The sequence below is a fragment of the Pedobacter sp. FW305-3-2-15-E-R2A2 genome, assembly GCF_038446955.1.
In the GTDB taxonomy this organism is placed as follows: Bacteria; Bacteroidota; Bacteroidia; order Sphingobacteriales; family Sphingobacteriaceae; genus Pedobacter.
In genome coordinates this window covers 3970064-3990372 of the sequence record NZ_CP151803.1, presented here as the reverse complement: position 1 = coordinate 3990372, position 20309 = coordinate 3970064, and the positions used below count along the sequence as shown (strand labels likewise).

Annotated in this window: 13 protein-coding genes; all 13 read left to right on the top strand. The window is 44.9% G+C overall.

The genetic code is table 11. From position 1 onward, the window contains the following. The first annotated feature begins 2 nt into the window (after positions 1–2). The 13 genes from AAFF35_RS15895 to AAFF35_RS15835 are packed head-to-tail and all read left to right on the top strand — an operon-like array spanning position 3 to position 20308. Positions 3–1433 (top strand): phage tail sheath C-terminal domain-containing protein, encoded by a 1431-nt coding sequence (locus tag AAFF35_RS15895; protein ID WP_342327505.1) that lies wholly within the window; start codon positions 3–5, stop codon positions 1431–1433. 38 nt (positions 1434–1471) lie between these two features. Next, positions 1472–2500 carry a hypothetical protein gene (locus AAFF35_RS15890; protein ID WP_342327504.1) on the top strand — a complete coding sequence of 343 codons (1029 nt, stop codon included), beginning with the start codon at positions 1472–1474 and terminating at the stop codon, positions 2498–2500. Positions 2501–2548: 48 nt separating this feature from the next. Continuing rightward, positions 2549–3490, top strand: coding sequence for a hypothetical protein (locus AAFF35_RS15885; RefSeq protein ID WP_342327503.1), 942 nt, complete (start codon positions 2549–2551; stop codon positions 3488–3490). A gap of 26 nt (positions 3491–3516) precedes the next feature. Then, entirely contained in the window at positions 3517–3981 is a 465-nt protein-coding gene (locus AAFF35_RS15880; RefSeq protein WP_342327502.1) for a phage tail protein, read from the top strand. A 13-nt stretch (positions 3982–3994) separates the two neighbouring features. Then, positions 3995–4453 (top strand): phage tail protein, encoded by a 459-nt coding sequence (locus AAFF35_RS15875; protein ID WP_342327501.1) that lies wholly within the window; start codon positions 3995–3997, stop codon positions 4451–4453. 1 nt (position 4454) lies between these two features. Next, positions 4455–4613, top strand: coding sequence for a DUF5908 family protein (locus AAFF35_RS15870; protein WP_342327500.1), 159 nt, complete (start codon positions 4455–4457; stop codon positions 4611–4613). Further along, complete coding sequence (locus tag AAFF35_RS15865; protein WP_342327499.1) at positions 4603–5325, top strand: LysM peptidoglycan-binding domain-containing protein; 723 nt, start codon at positions 4603–4605, stop codon at positions 5323–5325. Before AAFF35_RS15870 ends, AAFF35_RS15865 begins: the two co-directional genes overlap by 11 nt. Continuing rightward, positions 5325–7100 carry a type VI secretion system tip protein VgrG gene (gene vgrG, locus AAFF35_RS15860; RefSeq protein ID WP_342327498.1) on the top strand — a complete coding sequence of 592 codons (1776 nt, stop codon included), beginning with the start codon at positions 5325–5327 and terminating at the stop codon, positions 7098–7100. Before AAFF35_RS15865 ends, vgrG begins: the two co-directional genes overlap by 1 nt. 11 nt (positions 7101–7111) lie before the next feature. Further along, on the top strand, positions 7112–7402 hold the full coding sequence (locus tag AAFF35_RS15855) for a PAAR domain-containing protein (RefSeq protein WP_342327497.1): 291 nt from the start codon (positions 7112–7114) through the stop codon (positions 7400–7402). Positions 7403–7416: 14 nt separating this feature from the next. Then, a complete protein-coding gene (locus AAFF35_RS15850; RefSeq protein WP_342327496.1) occupies positions 7417–7842 on the top strand; it encodes a GPW/gp25 family protein in 426 nt (141 codons plus the stop codon). Beyond that, positions 7843–12411, top strand: a complete 4569-nt coding sequence (locus AAFF35_RS15845) for a hypothetical protein (protein WP_342327495.1) — start codon at positions 7843–7845, stop codon at positions 12409–12411. It abuts the gene before it with no gap. Positions 12412–12414: 3 nt separating this feature from the next. Further along, the gene (locus AAFF35_RS15840) at positions 12415–18858 is read left to right on the top strand and encodes a hypothetical protein (RefSeq protein WP_342327494.1); all 6444 of its coding nucleotides are present in this window, start codon (positions 12415–12417) and stop codon (positions 18856–18858) included. Between the two features lies 1 nt (position 18859). Next, on the top strand, positions 18860–20308 hold the full coding sequence (locus AAFF35_RS15835) for a contractile injection system tape measure protein (protein ID WP_342327493.1): 1449 nt from the start codon (positions 18860–18862) through the stop codon (positions 20306–20308). Position 20309: the final 1 nt, after the last annotated feature.

The following is a 20309-nucleotide window of genomic DNA, read 5'->3' as shown; positions in this document are numbered from 1 at the left end:
TTATGCAAGATTATAAAACTCCGGGAGTTTATATTGAGGAAATTCCGCATCTCCCACCTTCTATTGCATCAGTAGAAACAGCTATTCCAGCGTTTATCGGTTATACCGAAAAGGCACAGTGGAAAGAGACAGATGACCTGAGAAACAAGCCATGGCGCATCGAATCTTTGTTGCAATATGAACAGTTTTTTGGCTATCCTGATCCTGAAAAGGAAAGCCTGACCGTCGTGTTTGATACCACTGCCGGTAAAAATGAGGTGAACGGAAAAATTGACGAAACCAAGAGGTCTAAATTTCTGATGTATTACTCCCTGCAGCTGTTTTTCGGTAACGGTGGGGGTGCCTGCTGGATTACCTCTGTAGGAAATTACACGGATACCGGAGGACTGATCATGGCCGCAGACTTATCGGCCGGGCTGAAACAGGTGGCTAAAATCAATGAAGTGACCCTACTGGTCTTTCCAGACTCAGTTAACCTGGCAACGTTGACTGATTATTATGACATCCATACTCAGGCCATTCAGCAATGCGTGGACCTTCAGGACCGGTTTACCGTTTTGGACGTTTATCATGATGCAGCAAACCTCGAAGAATGGGAGCTCGATATCCAGGCCTTGCGTGATACCTTATCAGGGCCTACAGATTTTCTGAAATACGCTGCGGTATATTTTCCTAAAATATACTCCGGTGTGGATTATAACTATAAGGTGGTTGGAGATCAGTCTAAAGACAATGACGACCTGGTGAAAATAACAGGCATTGCCGGCGTAACGAAACTCTCTGAACTGCTGGCCACTAAAAATGCCCAATACTTTCAGGCTAAAAGTGCGATCACGAATATCCAGATGTTATTGCCTGTTTCGGTAGCCATGGTAGGCGTATACGCACAGGTAGACAATGCGCGTGGCGTATGGAAAGCACCTGCAAATATCAATATCGCCAATGCGATAAGGCCACAATACCTTATCACGCACAGCGAACAAATGGGCCTCAATGTAGATGCACAGGCCGGTAAATCCATCAATGTGATCCGTTCTTTTGCGGGCCGCGGACCGGCCATCATCTGGGGTGCCAGAACATTGGCCGGAAACGACAATGAATGGCGTTATGTACCGGTAAGACGTTTCTTCAGCATGGTCGAAGAATCGGTGAAGAATGCAACCGAACAATTCGTCTTTGAGCCCAACGACCGCAATACCTGGGTAAGGGTGAAATCAATGATCGAAAACTACCTGACCCAGCAATGGAAATCAGGTGCGCTGATGGGTGCTTCCACCAAGGAAGCCTTTTTTGTGCACATCGGGCTTGGGGAAACCATGACAGAACTCGATCTGTGGGAGGGAAGGATGATCGTCGAAATCGGTATGGCCGCTGTTCGTCCGGCAGAGTTTATTATCCTCAGGTTTATGCATAAAATGCTGGCTGAGTCTTAATCATCGAATTGTTATTTATTGAACTTAAATCTATTGTCATGTCTATAGAAAGCTCAGGTTCCTGGGAACCAAAAAATGGGAATTGCAATGATGCAGAAGCAGAGACAGCAACACAAAAAACAATCCACCTGCTGAAGGAGGAGTACTGCAAAAGGCTAAAAGGGAAAGTCGCTGAGCTCGGTGAAAGCGAACTGACCTACGATGGTGCGGTAATGAGCTACCAGAAAAAGAAATGCGCTTTTGTGAAAACCGAGAAAAACTACCTGCTGGTCAGGAATCTGGAACTCAAAATCGGTGTCGAGCTGATCACGGCTTCGGAGGAGATCAAGAAAAATGTAACCGCGGATATCTCGCAGAATGACGCATTGGTCCTCGCTTTGAAAGCCGTGGTGAAAACGGCGAAAGAAGCGAAGGCGAAATTCGGAGAACTCAGGGAAGCTGCGGGAAAACTGGATGGCTGCAGAAAAGACAGCTGCAGCGCAGTGCAAATGAAAATATTAGGTTGTAGTGAGGGTGACGATTGTAATGACAACAACAAGCAGGAGGATTCGGCCAGAAGGCCAGACCCATGTCGCAATGTTTGTCAGATTCTGGACGACCTGATCACGATACCGGATGGCCTGAGCCAGGATATCGACATCATCTTTAATTCGGCAGCCGAAATTGTAGGCATTCAGTCTTTTTCCAATATCAAATCTCTGGAGAAATTTCAACAGGATTTTGCCGCCAACGCGAAAGCATTTGACGACCTGATCCTGGCACAAATGACAAGCGGAGGAGTCAGTCTGAAAAAGGCGCAGGAGGATTTTGTGCTGGCTACCAAGACCGTCACTCAGTCGGGTTATGCCTTGTACAATAAACGCAATGAAGTCGGAACGCTCGATGAGACTAAAGATTATCTGTGTCACCATGAATGTAAATGCATTTCCGGTTGTGGCTGTGATGGGGAAAAAGGCGAGGATGATAACAGGCTTAAAAAATGTAAATGTGACATCTGCGATATCTGTAAAGAGGTTACAGAGGTGTATTCCTGTGAGAATCCCTCCGATAATTCATCCTGCGATTAAGCCTTGAGGGGGCTGGCGCAAATTTGTTAAATCATTAAAATCACTACTATGTTAGTCTACGATAAAATATGCAACATTGACAGAGATATATTTGATTGTTGTCATAAAAATCCAGGAACTGAGACCCCTGGAGGGGATTGTTGTTATGATGCCTGGGTAAAAGATCTGGTACAGGTTACGGCCGACTGGAAGCAGGCTAATGCAGATGCCCAGAATAAAGAAACGGAATATAACCTGACCGTTGAAGAGCTGGAAAGGCTTAAAGGATGGTGGGCAGATTGGGAAGCAACCGATGAAAAAGCCGATGCGCTTTGTCGCCAGTTAGAACTGTTTACCCTGCACCTCGGTAAAGTATGCATGGTCACAGAAAAGACCAATGACGCCATTGAAATTCTGTTCTGTATGACGGAAGACCTGTATATCCGCGTGGATAAACTCAAAGCCTCCTACGACAGGCTGATTCAATGCATTCAATGCCTGAAAAGACCGGAGCTTGCGCCTGGAGTAGGGATCATGAAATGTATCGAAAACTACGGCGCAAAACTGGATGCGGTGATCCTGACGAGGGATGTCCTGATTACTCAGATTGTAACCGCGCTGGAACTTGCCTATGGTATGCACCTCAGCATCTGCGAAGATTATGGCCTGAAAGAAGTGATCCTTTACTGGAAGAAAAAATTCAACTGCGGAGGCACTTGTGGCGAGCAGCCTAATTCTAATCCTAACCCTTATCCGCAGCAACAATCCAAAATTGAGCATAGCGGATATGCCAAAGAATGCTGCTGCCTGGAACCACGGATTTCATTACCAATAGATGAAGATGAGTATTTCATCCACCTGGAAAATGACTATAAAAAATTAAAGAATGAGGTGGTTCAGCTTAAAAAAGACCTCGATGCGGCGAAAGAGAAAAGAGATGCTTTACTGTCTTGTAAACAAAGTCTGGAGAAAGCAATAGAAGAGGTGAATCCTGCAAATAAGTGTAAATAAATACCATAAAAATAAAACCTACCATTATGGCAACGGATCCTAAAAAGAATTATCCTCTTCCAAAATTTCACTTTCAATTGGATTGGGGAGGAACAAGAATCGGGTTTACAGAAGTAAGTGGACTTGATTTTGAAACAGAGGTAATTGAATACAGGGAAGGCAGCAGCCCGACTTACAATAAAACAAAACAACCAGGGCTTACCAAATATCCGAACGTGGTTCTGAAAAGGGGAACCTTTCTTGGCGACTTCGAATTCTTCGAACAATGGAAGAAAACGATGATGTTCCAGGAAGGTAAGGAGAAGTTCAGGAGGGATGTGACCATCCGGCTGCTGGACGAAGAACACCAGCCCATCATTTCCTGGACACTGTCGAGGGCATGGCCTTCAAAAGTGCAATCCACCAATCTGAAATCGGATGCCAATGAAGTGGCGATCGAGACGATAGAGCTGGTGCATGAGGGATTGTCCATCGTTGAGGCGAAAAAATAAATCCAGCTGAACCATGGCCGATCAAACTTATCAAACCGTCAACTTTCATTTTGCGGTGAATTTTACACTGCAGGGGGCGAAGTCTGTAGACATCAAATTCCAATCTGTAATGGGTTTAGACGCCACTATTGATACGGATACCGTGAAAGAAGGTGGGGAGAACAGATTTGAACATGTGATCCCTACCCGGCGTAAGTATGGTCCCTTGATTTTGAAACGTGGACTGCTCGCACCGGGAACTTCGGGCGTGACGGACTGGTTAAAAAAAGCTTTTGACGACCAGATCTATGAAACACTGGAGACTGTTGTGATTAGCCTGCTGGATGAACAGCATCAATCCTTAATGCATTGGAAAATTAACAATGTCTGGCCCCGAAGCTGGAAAATTGCCGAGCTGAACGGAACAAAAGGTGATGTGCTGATCGAAACCCTGGAATTGAATTATAACCGTCTGATTTTTCAAAAATCATAATATGCCCATTGAAATAAGAGAGTTGGTGATCAAGGCCACGATATTGCAGGACCTCAATAGCAGTTCTGCGCAAAGCAATGGTGTTCCTCCTTCTGAGGAGCTGGTAAAAGTATGTGTTGAAAAGGTACTGGAAATTTTAAAAGAAAGAAATGAGCGCTGATTACATGTCCGGAAAACTGGAGAAATTACTGATTTATTCCTTTACTGACCGCAAATTCCAGATTAAGGATGCGGAACAGAAGAATAAGCCAGCATTTGTCGCGCCTATTAACCCAGAATCTTTTACTAAGAACTATAAGATTGAACACGATGTACAGCGCCCGCATGGCAGTGGTGCGCCTGAGGTGAAATTTAAATCCACGGCACCTGAAGAGCTGAAGCTGGAGTTTATTCTCGATGGCACGGGCACGATGGAAGGCTATTGGAAGGAATATAAAGAAAAACCGGTTTATGAGCAGCTGAAGATTTTTATGAACTGTGCCTATAATTACCAGGGCGACATTCACCGGCCAAACTTCCTGCTGATCATCTGGGGATCGGAAATCCGGTTTCGCTGTGTACTCACGAATCTGGATGTGAATTATACGCTGTTCAAACCCGATGGTACGCCCTTGAGAGCGAAGCTAAGCGCTACTTTTCTTGATTATCAGTCGCGGGAAACAAGGATTGCAGCAGATAAACCAGCCTCACCAGACCTTACCCATCACCGGACGATAAAACAGGGAGACCGTTTAGACCTGATGACTTATGCCATTTACAATGACCCAAAATACTTTATGCAGGTCGCGAAGGCCAACAACCTGATCTCGCTTAAAAAGCTGAAATCAGGCAATGACATTTATTTCCCACCTTTTAATAAAAATGAAATCTGATGGAAGAGCTGATCATACCCAATCCCTCCAAGCACGATGTATCCAGTTATAATATTTTGCTGGATGGTGCCGCTATGGATGCTTCGTATGAGGTGCTGAGCATTTCCATCGAAAAGGAAATCAACCGGATTCCAACTGCGAGGATCTTATTGAAAGACGGGGATGCAGCGCTGGCCGATTTTGAAATCAGCAATAAAGAAGATTTTGTGCCCGGCAAAGAGATCATTATAAAAATGGGCTTCGATGGCAACAATACTCAGGCATTTAAAGGAATCATCACCAAACATACCATCAAGGTAAAAGAGAATGGGAACACCCAGCTCCTGATCGAATGCAGGGATTTAGCGCTACGGATGACGATTGGTCGCCATAGCCGCTACTTTCTGGAGGTAAAAGACAGTGAGGTTTTTGACCGGCTGATTGGAGATTATAAAGGTTTAAAAGGAGACATCAGTACGACCAGCTTAAAACATAAAGAATTGGTACAACACCACCTGAGCAATTGGGATTTTATGTTGCTTCGGGCAGAAGCAAATGGGATGCTCGTGAATGTGGACGATGGAACCGTCAAAGTGGCGCAGCCGGATACCTCAGCATCGCCGGTTTTGCAGGTGAGTTATGGATCTTCCATCATCGAGTTTGAGGCGGAAATGGATGCAAGAAGCCAATGGGCGAACGTAGAAGCCATATCCTGGGATTACAAAACGCAAAACCTGTTTAAAGCCGATGTCTCAGAAGCAAAATCCTTTACCCAACATGGAAACGTGTCGGGAACAGACCTTGCGGCGGCGGTAGACCTGGATAAATTCCAGCTCAACCATAGTGGCCATCTGATGGAGCAGGAATTGCAGAACTGGGCAGATGGAACCATGTTACGCAGTCGCCTGGCAAAAATCAGGGGCAGGGCAAGAGTAACCGGATTTGCAGGAATAAAACCTGGAAATATGTTAAAGCTCAGCGGAGTGGGCAACAGGTTTAATGGAAATGCTTATGTGACCGCGGTAAAGCAGGATATGGGCGATGGTTCCTGGTATACTCATATCCAGTTTGGCCTCGATCCGGAGCGCTATAGCGCCGCTCATCCGGACATCAACGATTTTTCTGCTGCCGGTTTAATCGGTGGCATCAAAGGATTACAGATTGCCAAGGTATTGCAGCTGGAGAACGATCCGGAAGGAGAGGACCGCATTCTGGTGAAGATTCCGGTGATCGACAATACCTCTAATGGCACATGGGTAAGGATTGCCTGCCTGGATGCAGGTTCTTCCCGGGGTTCCTTTTTCAGACCTGAGATTGACGATGAAGTGATTGTAGGCTTTATCAACGATGATCCCCGTCATGCGGTGATGTTGGGCATGCTTAACAGCAGTGCAAAGAAAGCACCACTGCCCGGAAAGGACGTAAACCATGAAAAAGGCTTTTTTACCCGCAGCAATATGCGCATTCATTTTAATGACGATACCAAAACCATTACCATAGACACGCCTGCAGGAAACAGCATTCAGCTGGATGAACAGGGAAGTAAAATTGAAATTAAAGACCAGAACAGTAATAAAGTAACCATGAACAGCAGTGGGGTTTCTATGGAGAGCCCGAACAATGTGGAAATAAAAGCAGGACTGAACCTGACGTTGAGCGCAGGGGCGAGTTTGTCTATCGGGGCGGCTTCCATCTCTCTGAAAGCAGACACGAGCCTGGGATTGGAAGGTGCAGCAGCAAAGCTTTCTTCTTCAGGGATTACAGAAATCAGCGGTTCATTGGTTAAAATAAACTAACAGATAAAATTATGCCTTCAGCAGCAAGAATCAGCGATATGCACGTTTGTCCGATGGTAACGGGTGTAGTACCACATGTAGGTGGTCCGGTTTCAGGGCCTTGCGTGCCTACGGTTTTGATCGGCAGCATTCCGGCAGCAGTGGTTGGTGACTTGCTCGTCTGCACTGGACCGCCTGATTCCATAGTGAAAGGATCGGCAACGGTGTTGATTGGGGGTAAACCTGCGGCAAGGCAGGGAGACCTGACGGCACATGGCGGTGTGATTGTAGCGGGATTACCCACTGTACAAATTGGAGGTTAAATAAAACAGCAGATATGGACAATTCTTTTAAATCATTTCTTGGAACCGGATGGTCTTTCCCTCCGGAGTTTAATCCGGAATCAGGAGCTGCCGAAATGGTTAGCGGGGCCGAAGATATTGAGCAGAGTTTAAATATCCTGCTTTCCACCTCTCTTGGGGAAAGGGTGATGCAGCCGCAATATGGCTGTGACCTGAACGATTATGTATTCGAGGCTTTAAACAGTTCTGTGATCGGTTACCTGAAAGACCGGGTAACCAATGCCATTCTGTTCTATGAGCCCCGGATTAAAGCGGAGCGGATAGAGGTAACCGCCAGTGATTCTTTTGACCTCATCGAGGGCCGCTTTACCATCAGTGTGGAATATTCCATACCCGGCACCAACTCGAGGTTCAATTATGTATATGATTATTATAAGAATGAAGCCTTAAAGCCTATATAAATGGAATGCAGCTCAGTTATACATCCTTTCCAGAATGATCCAGGTGTAAGCCAGCGTCAGCGGGTGATGGACGACCTGCTGTCTGGGGCTGCAAAAATAGATGGCAGAAGCTTAGCCGATCTGCTGGATTACTTTGTGCAGTTGTCAAGACACATCAATTATTATGATCCGCAGATGAAGGTCACTGATTGGCAGCCTTTTTTCCAGTCGAGCCTGCCTTTTACCCTGAGCGCCATTTTAAAGTACGACCGCAATAAGGTGAACGATAAACTTGCTTTCTACAATAACCTCTTCGATAAAAGACCGGGAAAAGCGAGTTTGCAGCTGTTGTTTAATTACATCTACCATACGGTAATCCGACCGCTGAATACCTGGAGTACAAAATTCAGGGACAGTGGCCTGCCGATAGAACTCCTGCTGGATAAACTGATTAAAGACAAGCTGACTGACCCGCTTAAAGTATTTATCGTTCAGTTAAATGCAGGTGTAAAGTGGTATCATCTGAAAGCGCTGGACTTTAACGAGCTGCTGGACAATGAAGTCTGGGGTCTGGACATTACCGATACCTATGCCAATTTTGATGCTGCTGCATTTGCTGCCAAAGGGGCGACCAAACGGAAACGCCTGATTGCGCTTCGCAATGAAATGGTCGGGTTGGTTGCTTCTTTTTTGGACGCCATCCAGCTCATTGAAGGTACTGCAGAATTGAGTATGGAGCAGAGTTTGTTTCCTCTGAAAGAAGAACTTAAAGAAAAACACACCCCGCATCTGGCCTTATTGTTCTCCTTCCTGAAGCTTTTTCAGCACCTTCAGGGAGACCTGAATTCTTTCAGTAAAAAACACCTGGATTTCTTTTACAAAGAGGTGTTGGCCCTAAAGCCCAAAGCAGCAAAGCCAGACCAGGCGCACCTGGTGTTTGAAATCCAGAACCAGCTGGATAAATACCTCTTAAAAAAAGGGTTGCTCGTTAAAGACGGGAAGGACAGCAATAAAACAGAGATTCTGTTTTCCCTTGACGAAGAAATTGTGGTCAACAAAACTCAGGTGGCCGATCAAAGAACCCTGTTTCTCAATAACCAGATCCATGGTGACGATACCTTTCTGGAAGGACTGTATATTGCGCCTGACGCCACCAAAGCGGATGGCCTGACTAAAGAATTTAAAGAGGTCCCTGCAAGCTGGCCAACCTTAGGTGCAGCATACAGCAAATACGTTGATCCGGAGCATAAATTTGTAAAACCTTATCCCAATGCGCGATTGGGTTTTATGCTAGCTTCACCGGTTTTACTGTTAAACGAAGGAACCCGGACGGTGAACATTACGCTCTCCTGTAAACTGCAGGACGATTGCTGCAGTTTTTTAATGACCGAAAATGGTCACAGTAATCCATGTTGTGAGGAACATACCGCTCCGGGAACCGGAGCTGGAAAGCCTTCGAAAAGTAAATCCCCACATTTCTATGCTGCAACGGCTTTATACCATAAGGTGAGGGCGGCATTGAATCAGGTGTATTATGAGGTGAACCGGGACCTGATTGCTGCAGCATGGAAGAAAGGCATCAGTAAGGAACTAAAGGCTGCACTGGATCAGGTGCTGATCAAGGACCCTATTCCGGGCAAAGAAAAGTTATGCTATTGTCCGGTGGATACCTTATTATTTGAAAAAACATTAACTGAAGCCGAGTTTTTTAAGGCGATTCCTGATGTAGAAGAAAGGAAAATGCTGGCGGAGATTTTTAAGCCTATGAAGGCATTAAACATTCTTTTTAGCGGGGAAAAGGAATGGATCAGTCCGGCAGAAGTTCCGCTCATCAAACTCAGTCCCTTGAATTTAGGCAATGACGGCGCCTTTAAAATCAACATCACTGCCATTTTATTGCCGGAACAAAAGGCCATTACCTTTTACAATGCGGAAGCATTGAAGGAAGATTTCGATACGACGATGCCAGTGGTTAAAATAGAACTGAATGATAAGGTCAAATGGAAACAAGATGTTCAATGGAGTAGTCAGGAGGAATGTTGTGAAAAGAAATCAAAAGAGCAATTCCAGCAGGTTTCCTTGTATCATTTCTTTAGAAATGTGAAAATTGCTGCGGATGACCAGACCAAAATTCATGTCCAGGTTTGCGGATTGAAGAACTTCATTGTACAAAATGATGAAAGCGTACAGAACGTAAACGGACCTGTTTATCCCTTTGGAACGAGACCTGAGGTGATCGATTTTGACATTAAACACCCTTTGAATCCTCCTTTTTCTACCAATGCCAATCTTATCGGTCCTAATTTTTACATTGGCAGTAAGGAGGTATTCGGTAAAAAATGGGACAACATTTACATCAATCTGGACTGGAAAGATAAACCCACCGACTTTAGGGATTATTATAAAGGCTATTTAAAAGATGGCGCCTTATTCGGACTGGATGTCAACAAGTTTCTGATCAACCTTTCCATCCTTGAAAATGGAAAATGGAAAGGAGAAGCCACACATGGTAATGCTACTACGGTAGAAGTTGAGATCCTAAGTAAGAAATATAATGACCGGAGGTTGTTTGCGAACGACGGTAAATTCAGCAGTTGTACACCTGCCAACCCTTTTCAACAAACGATTCACCTCGAGAGTTCTTTCTTCGGTCTGGATCAGCAATTTGTGGTAGACAATAAGCCTTTTGTGAAATACGGTGTAGATAGCTTTAATGGCTTTGTTCGCCTGAACCTGCAGAATCAGGATTTTTGTCATAAAGTATATTCTTATGTTCTTGCCCGGCAAATGATGGCCTTGGGCAGGCCTAAAGACGATAAGCTGGAGGATGCGATCTATTATGACGTCAATAATGGCAATTTGATTGTTTTTAGCACCAACACCATTAAAAACGATTTGCTTGCGGCAGGTGTGACCGCAGATCGGGTGGAAAGTCGCGTAAATGACAATCCCGATGGGATCATTTCAAAAATCGGCCCTCATGGAGATGGCCCGATCAACGATCCTAATGCGGAAAATATTCGGAAAATCGTTTATGCGCCAAACTTCCTGCACCCGACTGATAAAAACCTGACCGGGGATGTGACGGCTTTAAAGAATCAGATTGCGGCAATCAGTACGGTCATTGCCGGTAATGACCAGTTTCAGGCAGTTATCCCTGCGGAACCCTGGACACCTGTTTTGAAAAACATGTCGCTGGATTATACCGCCACTGCCACAATTAAAGACATTGACCTGATTCACTTATATCCTTATCAGCATACTTACAAACCGGAGGAGCTGGAGTTACAGCCTGCACTTTTTCCAACGTTCTGTGAAGAAGGTACACTATTTATCGGCCTTAAAGATTTGCAGCCTGGCAGTAACCTGAACATGCTGTTTCAGCTGGCAGAGGCGACGGCAGATTCCGAATCTGAAAGAGTGGATGTACAATGGTATTACCTGGAAAATAACTCATGGAAAGCTTTACGTAAAGGCTTTGAAGTATTGGAAGATGATACCGATGCGCTGACCACTTCGGGGATCATAAAATTCGCTTTGCCTGCCAATATTACTAAGGAGAATACCATCCTTCCGAAAGGATTACATTGGATAAAAGTGGCCATTCCTTACAGTAGTAAATCCGTGAGTGAAACGATGGCGATCTATACCCAAGCCATCAGGGCGACCTTTACCAATGACGATGCGAATGATAAGCTTCGCCTGTCGCAACCTTTGCCTTCGGGCGCTTTAAGCAAACTGAACGAGGCTGATGCTTCGGTTAAAAAGCTAAGTCAGCCTTTCGATTCTTTTGCCGGCAGGGTTTCTGAAGGGGAAGGACATTTTTATACCCGTGTGAGCGAATTGCTGCGGCATAAAGGTAAGGCGATTCAGAAATTTGATTATGAGAGATTGGCTTTAGAAGCTTTTCCTCAATTGTTTAAGGTGAAGTGTATCAACCATAGCTTCGCTTTGAATGCACATCGGTATTTGAACGATATGCCAATGGCACCCGGATATGTATTGCTGGCGGTAATCCCTGATCTGAACCAGTTAAAGGCCGCACAGCAGTTTGAACCCAGGGTTCCGGTGAGCCTGCTGGAAGAGATACAGGCTTACCTGAAACAACGAAATTCTCCTTTTGCAAGGCTGAGGGTGATGAATCCAAGGTATGAAAAGGTCAACTTTTGTCTGAAAGTAAAACTCTATCCAGGGAAGGATGAGAACTTCTACAAGGAAAAACTGAGACAGGATCTGAGGACCTTTCTTGCCCCATGGGCAATAGGTGAATTTGATAAGCTCAGCTTCGGACAATGCATCAATCAGTCGGACCTGGTAGGCTTCCTGGAAACGCGGGATTACCTGGATTATATCATGGAATTAAAAATGCAGCATGAGGAAGATATAGGCGCAATTGCGAATGCTGAACAAAAGTCAATCTGCCCGATCAGTCCGCGGTCTATTTTGATAGCCGGCGACATCGATGTGTGCATTTTGCAGCAGGATTGTGAAAACTGGGGAAACCGTAAGGAGTATCCGCCATGTGAAAACAGACCTGTTCCAATTGGAGATTATTGTAAGGATCAAATCAATTTTCGGCCCAACGCATAATTTATGGCAAACGAGGAACAAAATATCAAAGTGATTAGCAAGAACAATTCTGGTTTTCCGGAGTACCTCGATTTTGAGAAATTACGGACGGAAGGGATTGAGTATCTGGGGCAGCTGTCCGGGAAAATCTGGACGGATCATAATGTGCATGATCCCGGAATTACCATCTTGGAAGTCCTTTGTTATTCGCTTTTAGATCTAGGCTACCGTACAAATTTACCCGCAAAAGATATCTTTACACGCAATCCATCGGCGACAGGGAAAGACGATAATTTCTTTAGTCCTGCGGAGATTCTTGCCTGTAATCCGCTAACCATCATTGATTACCGGAAATTGCTGATCGATATTGATGGGGTGAAAAATGCCTGGCTCAGCGCGGCTACTGATCAGCATGACTTTTGCAAAACAGGAACGGATACCCACGAGATGGCGACTGGAAACCGGGAATGTGAAGAGTTTTTAAACGGCCTTTACCATGTTTATATAGAACCGGAAAAGAATGCAGCAACAGATTTCAAGACGGAAGCTGATGCAAAGTCCTATTTCAATGCGCTTATTGATAAGGTAAAAAGCACGTTGATGGCACATCGCAATTTCTGCGAAGATTTTGTAGATGTCTACCTGATGTGTAAACTTCCGATGGGGGTATGTGCTGATATCGAGCTCGAAGAAGACGCAGATCCCGAAAAAGTATACCTAAGTGTTACACAGCGCTTAAGAGATTTCTTTTCCCCATCACCGCAGTTTTATACACTGCAGCAGTTGTTGGATAAAAATAAACCGATAGATGAGATCTTTGCAGGTCGTCCTTACGATGTCAATGAAAGCCATGGCTTTATCGATACGGAGGAGTTGATGCAGCTCAAACTAAAAAAAGAGATCCATCTTTCTGATGTCTATCATGTCATCCTGGAGACCGGGGGTGTTAAAAAAGTAAACAACCTCGGACTGAGAAACTGTCAGGACCAGTCCTTGAAGACAAATTCCGACTGGAAGTTTAAACTCCCTGAAAATCATATTCCTGATTTTTCCATGACCTGTTCCGGATTTCAGTTTACCAGGAATGGATTAGCCCTTGAATTTGATGCTAAAAAGTACGAAGGACTGCTAAACATCAATTTTACGCACAACGGAAAGGTTTTGTACCAATCGCCTTCCGCATATCTGGATAAAGAAATTCCGAAAGGCATTTATCACAGTGATCTGGAGGAGTATTTCCTGTTGCAGGATGATTTCCCAAGGGTATATGGCATAGCCGAGGGTGGATTGCCTGAAGATGCGTCCAGTCATAGGAAAGCCCAGGCATTACAGCTGAGGGGTTATTTGTTGTTCTTTGATCAGCTGCTGGCTGGTTATCTGGCGCAGTTAAAAAACATCAGGTCCTTATTTGCCATGTCTTCCTCCGGCGATAAGGATCAGCAGCGAACCTATTTCCTAAATGAACTGGAGTCTCTACCTGAACTGAATCAGTTGCTTCGTTTTGCCATGGGTGCAGGGGAGCTGAATGGATTGGGGAAAGCAGGCAGTATTTTGATCCGTGTGATCTCAAAGGCAGCATTGCAGGGATTGATCAGCCAGAATCAGACCAAAGAAGTCGACCCTTCCTTAGTTCCGGGGCATACTTTTCCATCGATGGCCAGACAGCAAATTGCGATTAACGGACTAAAAGACGACCTGTACAACCGTCAGTTTCAGTATGGTTTTCTGAACGAAGGTACTTCCTGTATCTATTACTATATCAACTGTTCGACTGATGAATTCTCTTTGGTCAGTAATAAAAGTTTTAAAACAGTTGAGGCGGCAGAACTGCATTTAAGCTCAGTGGTTTATGTGGGGATATTTGATGAAAACTACCGCAGTTTTATTAAAGATGCCGATCATGTTTCTTTTGACCTCGAACTCAATATTGTCTCCGCCAAAGGATACCTCCAACGGGTAGTGGAAGATGAGCAATTGTATTCAGAGCGGAGGAACAGTTTTCTCGATCACCTGTTGTCCCGTTTTGCCGAGCGCTTTACCGATTTTGCCTTGTTCTCCTTTGGTAACCTCAATGCTCAGGAACGGTCCACAGCGACCATCCACGCGAAAGAAGAATTCCTGTCCAATTATGATACGCTTAGTGCCAACCGTGGAAAAGGCTACGATTACTTTAAAAATAAATGGAACAACAATAATATTTCCGGCTTTGAACGGGAAGCGAAATACCTGAGCGGAATTGACAACAAGCAGTTGCACAGCCTCTGTAATTTTGTAGTCGAGCAATATGATGAACAGTACCTGGTTAACCTTAAAATTGCCGGGGAAACATTCTTTGCCCTTAGAGAGAAATTCGATTCCAGAGCGGAAGCAGAAGATGCTGCAAAAGGGGTATTGGCCGCTTTATCCAATCCGGATAAGTTGAAAACCCAATATCTTGCACATGAGAAAGTCTATGCGGTACAGTTGCAATACGACGATCGGAACGTGGTTTTCTTTACTGAAAAATATAAAAGCTCACAGGAAGCAGATGCGGTAAGGGCTAATTTCAGCAGGATGTTTCTGGGGACTGCCCATGAAGAAGACGTGTTCATCAGCAGCTATAAGTACAACTTGCATCTGGTTGATCATAATGGAGATATATTTAGAACTGCTGCTGCTTCATTTGAGAATATTGCGGAAGCCGATGCCGGGGCAAAGGCACTGATTCCAAAAATCAATGAAGCGAAAAACTGGCAGACTGATCAAAAGCTAAAGACCGGAATTGGTACCTTATACTTCAATAAAGCGAATCCTGAGGCCTTGAAATTTGTAAATGTTAAATCTTTCAAGATTGACATCAACAATACCATTGTTGGAAAGCCTGATCTGTTTACTTATGATTTGCTGGACAGTGACAACACCTTTAAACTTTATCCTGAAAAGGAATTTGGAACCGCTAAGGAAGCACGTCAGCATTGTTATTTCGTGATCAGCCTCGCGGCAGATGAGGCCAATTACCGGATAGATCCTAAATCGGATAGTTTTAAAATCAGCCTTTTGCACAACAAGGAATTAGAGGCCAGTTGTTATTCCGAATTCGCGACGCTGGAAGAAGCGCTGAAGATGCAGCAACAAATCGTTGCGCTGGTTCGGAAACGTGAATTTACCTTGAAAACGGAACCTGTAGCCAATGGCTGGCGGTTTAATTACCGCTTGGGGTATGATCCCGCATCGGATCTCCGGTTTACGAGTGTATCCGAATATTCCTCCCCGGAGGAAGGGCTGAAAGCGGCAAAGGCATTTCATCAGGCTGTTCCTTCTTTAAAAATCCAGCGTAGCCAGGAACGTACATTTTTAGCGGTGGCGCAGAAAAACAGTCAGACGCCTATGGTTGATCTGGTCAGTGTTAAAAGTGAGGCGGCGCAACAGGAGCAATTCCTGACCAGGGCTCTGGAGCAGCAAAAGGAGATTGCAGGCTTGTATAAAAACAGTAAATCTCCTGCATTCCGCAGGGCGGTAGAAGTAGATGAGTCCAATGGCGATGGCAGATATGTCTATCGATTAGTAGACAAAGACAATGTCCTGGCCTTTTACCTGGACCGCTATTTCGATAAGGAACAAGCTGGACTGGGCAGAAGGAAATTGGCCAGAACCTTACGACGGAATCTGAAATACCTGCAGCTTTGCCTGGGAGGAGCTATTGTTCATGAAATATCAGTGGGGAATGGCAAAGCACCACTGTACCGTTATCAGCTAAAAGCGCACAATTACTGGTACAGTTCCGCTGAATTGAACGGCCAGGAAATGGTCTTGTTTGAGAGTTGGAAGACTTATGCGACTAAGGACCTTGCTATCCAGGCTTTTGAAGAAAATTACTTTTCCATTTTGGAACTGGCAATTGATCAGAACAGCTATGCCAATCAGATCAGTTTGGAAGAGCCTCAGGACAGTATAAGTCAGCTCCCTGTAAATCAGCCGGCAATGGTGTTTATACCGGTTGCCACTCAAAAGGAAATAGAAAGTCAGGCCGGGGGAATGTCTTTGAGGGAGGCGATGGTCAACCTGATCAAAACTTATCCCATTAAGCGGGTGGAATATGGTTCTGAAACCTTTGGGCAATTGTTCTGCGAAGCGGTTGACAGCTCGGCAAATGACCCTTGTAAAACAGGGGAGCCGCGCAAACAAGTCTATTATTTCAGCACTTATAACAACCCTAAAGATCCCGGAGAATGGCAAAGTGTTAAATATTACGACACGCCGGAAGCAGCGATGAAAGACTTTATCTTCTTTATTGCCTTGCTTCGCTTTACCGGAAACCTCTATGTAGACTGTGATTTATGCGACCAGCAGAAAGGGCCTTTTTACAGGATCTACCTGCGCGAAGTCCTTGCAGAAAGCAGTACCAGGTTTGTTGATGAAGCTACGGCCTGGGGCAAAGAAGGAGTAGAGAAATTCATCTGTGCGGTACAGTCGGGCAGAGGCTTTCACAATTATCAGAGAAGGGAAGATTGCTGTTATACCTTTTACCTGAACTGCGGGGAAGATCTTGTGATTCACCCTTGTGTTTACGATACCGCTAAAAAAAGAAATGAAGTACTGAATGATATCTACAGGCAGTTTAACGCAATATTGGAAAAAGAATCCTATGGATTGAAAGTGGAAGAGAAAACCTTGTTGTGGTTAGATGAAGGCGGTCAGCCTTTTGCCCTCCAAAGGCTCGACAACGAGGATGCTTCCTGTGACTCCTTAATGGAGCTGCTGGATCGCATAGGGGCTGCCGATAGTATCTACACAGAAGAGAGTGGTCTCTTGTTTTTGAAAGATGGTTCGGGTAAAGTGATTCTTCAATCTTATACCAAGGACTATGGTTTAGCCCGATGGAAAGCGACCTTAGCGGCCTTTGTTTACTTTTTTCCGCTCGTTAAAAGCAAAGATGAAAAGACGGGGCGGGACCTTTTTGGAATAGAATTAAAATTCCCGGGTTTCAGCAGCTGTGAGGAGGAAGAAAAAGTCAAAGATCCTTGTGGTTGTGAGGAACAACCTGGTCTGGAAGAGCCCCGGTCTTATACCGCCTGGAAATCTCCTTGTCGTTATGCTTCCTGTGAAGAAGCTCTTCGGGTATTGGCAGAGGTCCGCCGTTTGCTGGGTATTTTTGAAAACTATCAGGGGGTGTTTGATTGTGAATGTAATTCTTTCGGCATTGCGCTTCATTTCAATCTTCAGGAAAGCAGGCCAGGAACCGGGACACATGAACTGAAGGGGCTGAATCGGATTACCGGCAATCGCATTGCTTTTAATCCACAGTGTTATGAGTCTGCGCAGATGGCTTGCAGCGCTGTTGCCCGTACCAAAAAACTCAGCAATGCTGAAGGATTACATGTGGCGGAACATATTCTGCTCAGACCGCGTTGTTATGAAGATTGTGACTGTAGAAGGAATTCCTGGTGCGGAGAAGAGAAACGTCATTGTGGCTATAAATGGCTTGCTGATGATGATCCCTGCAGCGAAGAGAAAGATATTTGTTTCATTCCAGGCAGCGATCCTTATTCTTTTATTGCCACTGTTGTCTTACCAGCATGGCCGGAGCGGTTCCGGACGGCCTCAGGGCGTATGTTGATGGAAGACTTGCTTTATAGGCTTGCGCCTGCCCATGTGATGCTCCGGATCCTTTGGCTGGCACCACATGATTTCTGTTGTTTTGAAAGCAAATATAAGAACTGGCACCTTTGGCTGGCCGGAAAACAAGGTTGCAGAATGGATTTCTCTGTTTGTGATTTTCTGGACCTGCTGTTCAGAAGGAACTATGAGTGCCTGAAGGATTGCGATACCTGTCTGCCTTGTGGAAATGGAAATCCTGAACCGAGCCCTTGTTTTAAAGAAACAAAAGTCGAAAAAGATCCGAATGCCTTCCTGAACCAGATCAACAGGACTTTCTGTTGGCGGACACAACAATGTGAAGAATATGAGTTTATTCCTTGTGAGACGGAAAAAAGGCGAATCGTAGAAAACATCTCTCAACCAGAGATCAGTGCTGCAGATAAGAATGTTTTCCGGGCTAAACGGTTGGAAGCATACCGGACCAGCACTGCTCATATTGCTGAAAAACTAAAGAAAAATAAACTCGTAACAGAGGTGCAGGCCTTCCTTCAGGAGAAAGCGCCGGACATTCCTCAGTTTGAAGCAATTGTAACGGCCATTATTCAGAATAAAAAACCTTCAGGGAAGCAGGATATACCGGCACTCAACAGGCATCAGGTCCTACATTTAATGGAGAATGTGACCGGCTATGTCCTTGATCATTTGTTTTTCAAAAAGGGAAAAGCCGCAGGTCTGGAACAATTGAATCCGGCTTTTGAAAAAATGAGGAAGGCAAAAATAGATGTTGCGGCAATTTTTAACCATTGGGATGGACTGGAGTTGAAAAAGTACCTGCCCAACCTGCATATAGAGGACATAAAAACAGTATTCACAGGGACTAACAAGAAATGAGATGCAGCATGTGATCAGAAAACAGCGGATTGACCTTCAGTTAGATAAACAGCTGGACAGTTTTCGTGTACAGCAGCAATTCAGCGATCAATTCTGGAAGTATATGGTCCCTTTGCTTGACCATGAATTTGATAAAATGGCGAATGAAGAGGAGGTGATCTCTCTGGATCGGATAGAAATAGACCTTGGTGTCATTACTGAAGCCCAAATCAGTCAGATTGTTTGGAATCCTGATCTTTATGAACTCTTTAAAACTGAAATCAAAAAAGCCATTTTTCAGCAAGAAGCTTTGGTTACCGAGGGTAGGCAGACCGTTAAGCGATCTATTTCCGGACATGCTTTCCAGCAATGGATTTTCTATATGCAAAAAGGGTATTTGCCATGGAGCCTGACTCAGGTCAATGCACAATGGTACGATCAGGTGATGGAAGAGCTCGCCACAGATTACACCAGTACTGCTGTCCTGAGACGGGAGATTCAGGAAAATGAGGCCTTTTTGTTGCGGATCATCCGACAACATCCTTTGTCATTTCTGATGAAACTGCTGGAAATACTGACCGCTGAAAAGCAAAGCCAACTTTTTACTGCGGTTCATCAGCTCCATGACCGCCTGTCTGACTGGTCGATTCCCGGGCAGAAATCCAGGTCTTCAAAAAATATCGCAGCACTGATCCGGGTCTTCCAGCAGCGCTATGAAGAGATCTGGACAGAAATTTTAAGGATTTCCACGGAAACTAACGGAACGACCTTGTTCGCTGTATTTGAGTCCCGGATTCAGGAGATGATCAAGGCCACTGAACTGAGTAAAACGGATGTGACTTCAGGCACTGATTTACTGGAAGCGATCTATAACAAATCCTACCAATCTTTTCAGGAAGAAGGAGGAACTCTGGAAGAAAAAGAAGAGAACAAAAGCGATGAAGATATTTTAAGAGATGCCATTGGCGATGAAGGTGTTTTTACGACACACGCGGGATTGGTACTTATTCATCCTTTTTTAAATTCGCTGTTCCAGCTTCTGGGTTTACTTCAGGAGAAGCGGTTTTCCCAGATATCCGCACAGGAAAAAGCGGTCTATTTACTGCATTACCTTGCTACAGGCCAAAATAAAGCCGAGGAGTATGAACTGCTCATGCCTAAAATCCTTTGTGCTTATCCGATTGATCAACCGATACCCGCGCAGATCAAACTCTCAGAGGAGGAAATGGAAGAAGCAGATACTTTGCTGAAAGCAGCCATTGCTTCCTGGGACATTTTAAAGAATACCAGTCCGGCGGGACTTCGTGAAGGATTTTTACAGCGAAGTGGAAAGTTGCAGGTTCGGGATGGAAAAATAGGCTTACAGGTGGAGAAAGCAGCGATTGACGCGTTGCTGGATCATTTGCCATGGAACCTAAGCATTATAAAGTTACCCTGGCTCAGGGAAGTTGTTCAAGTGGAGTGGAGATAGA

What these genes read in the sequence shown, in the direction of transcription:
- AAFF35_RS15895 (WP_342327505.1), top strand. Translation starts at nt 3, where the DNA reads ATGCAAGATTATAAAACTCCGGGAGTTTATATTGAGGAAATTCCGCAT.
- AAFF35_RS15890 (WP_342327504.1), top strand. Translation starts at nt 1,472, where the DNA reads ATGTCTATAGAAAGCTCAGGTTCCTGGGAACCAAAAAATGGGAATTGC.
- AAFF35_RS15885 (WP_342327503.1), top strand. Translation starts at nt 2,549, where the DNA reads ATGTTAGTCTACGATAAAATATGCAACATTGACAGAGATATATTTGAT.
- AAFF35_RS15880 (WP_342327502.1), top strand. Translation starts at nt 3,517, where the DNA reads ATGGCAACGGATCCTAAAAAGAATTATCCTCTTCCAAAATTTCACTTT.
- AAFF35_RS15875 (WP_342327501.1), top strand. Translation starts at nt 3,995, where the DNA reads ATGGCCGATCAAACTTATCAAACCGTCAACTTTCATTTTGCGGTGAAT.
- AAFF35_RS15870 (WP_342327500.1), top strand. Translation starts at nt 4,455, where the DNA reads ATGCCCATTGAAATAAGAGAGTTGGTGATCAAGGCCACGATATTGCAG.
- AAFF35_RS15865 (WP_342327499.1), top strand. Translation starts at nt 4,603, where the DNA reads ATGAGCGCTGATTACATGTCCGGAAAACTGGAGAAATTACTGATTTAT.
- vgrG (WP_342327498.1), top strand. Translation starts at nt 5,325, where the DNA reads ATGGAAGAGCTGATCATACCCAATCCCTCCAAGCACGATGTATCCAGT.
- AAFF35_RS15855 (WP_342327497.1), top strand. Translation starts at nt 7,112, where the DNA reads ATGCCTTCAGCAGCAAGAATCAGCGATATGCACGTTTGTCCGATGGTA.
- AAFF35_RS15850 (WP_342327496.1), top strand. Translation starts at nt 7,417, where the DNA reads ATGGACAATTCTTTTAAATCATTTCTTGGAACCGGATGGTCTTTCCCT.
- AAFF35_RS15845 (WP_342327495.1), top strand. Translation starts at nt 7,843, where the DNA reads ATGGAATGCAGCTCAGTTATACATCCTTTCCAGAATGATCCAGGTGTA.
- AAFF35_RS15840 (WP_342327494.1), top strand. Translation starts at nt 12,415, where the DNA reads ATGGCAAACGAGGAACAAAATATCAAAGTGATTAGCAAGAACAATTCT.
- AAFF35_RS15835 (WP_342327493.1), top strand. Translation starts at nt 18,860, where the DNA reads ATGCAGCATGTGATCAGAAAACAGCGGATTGACCTTCAGTTAGATAAA.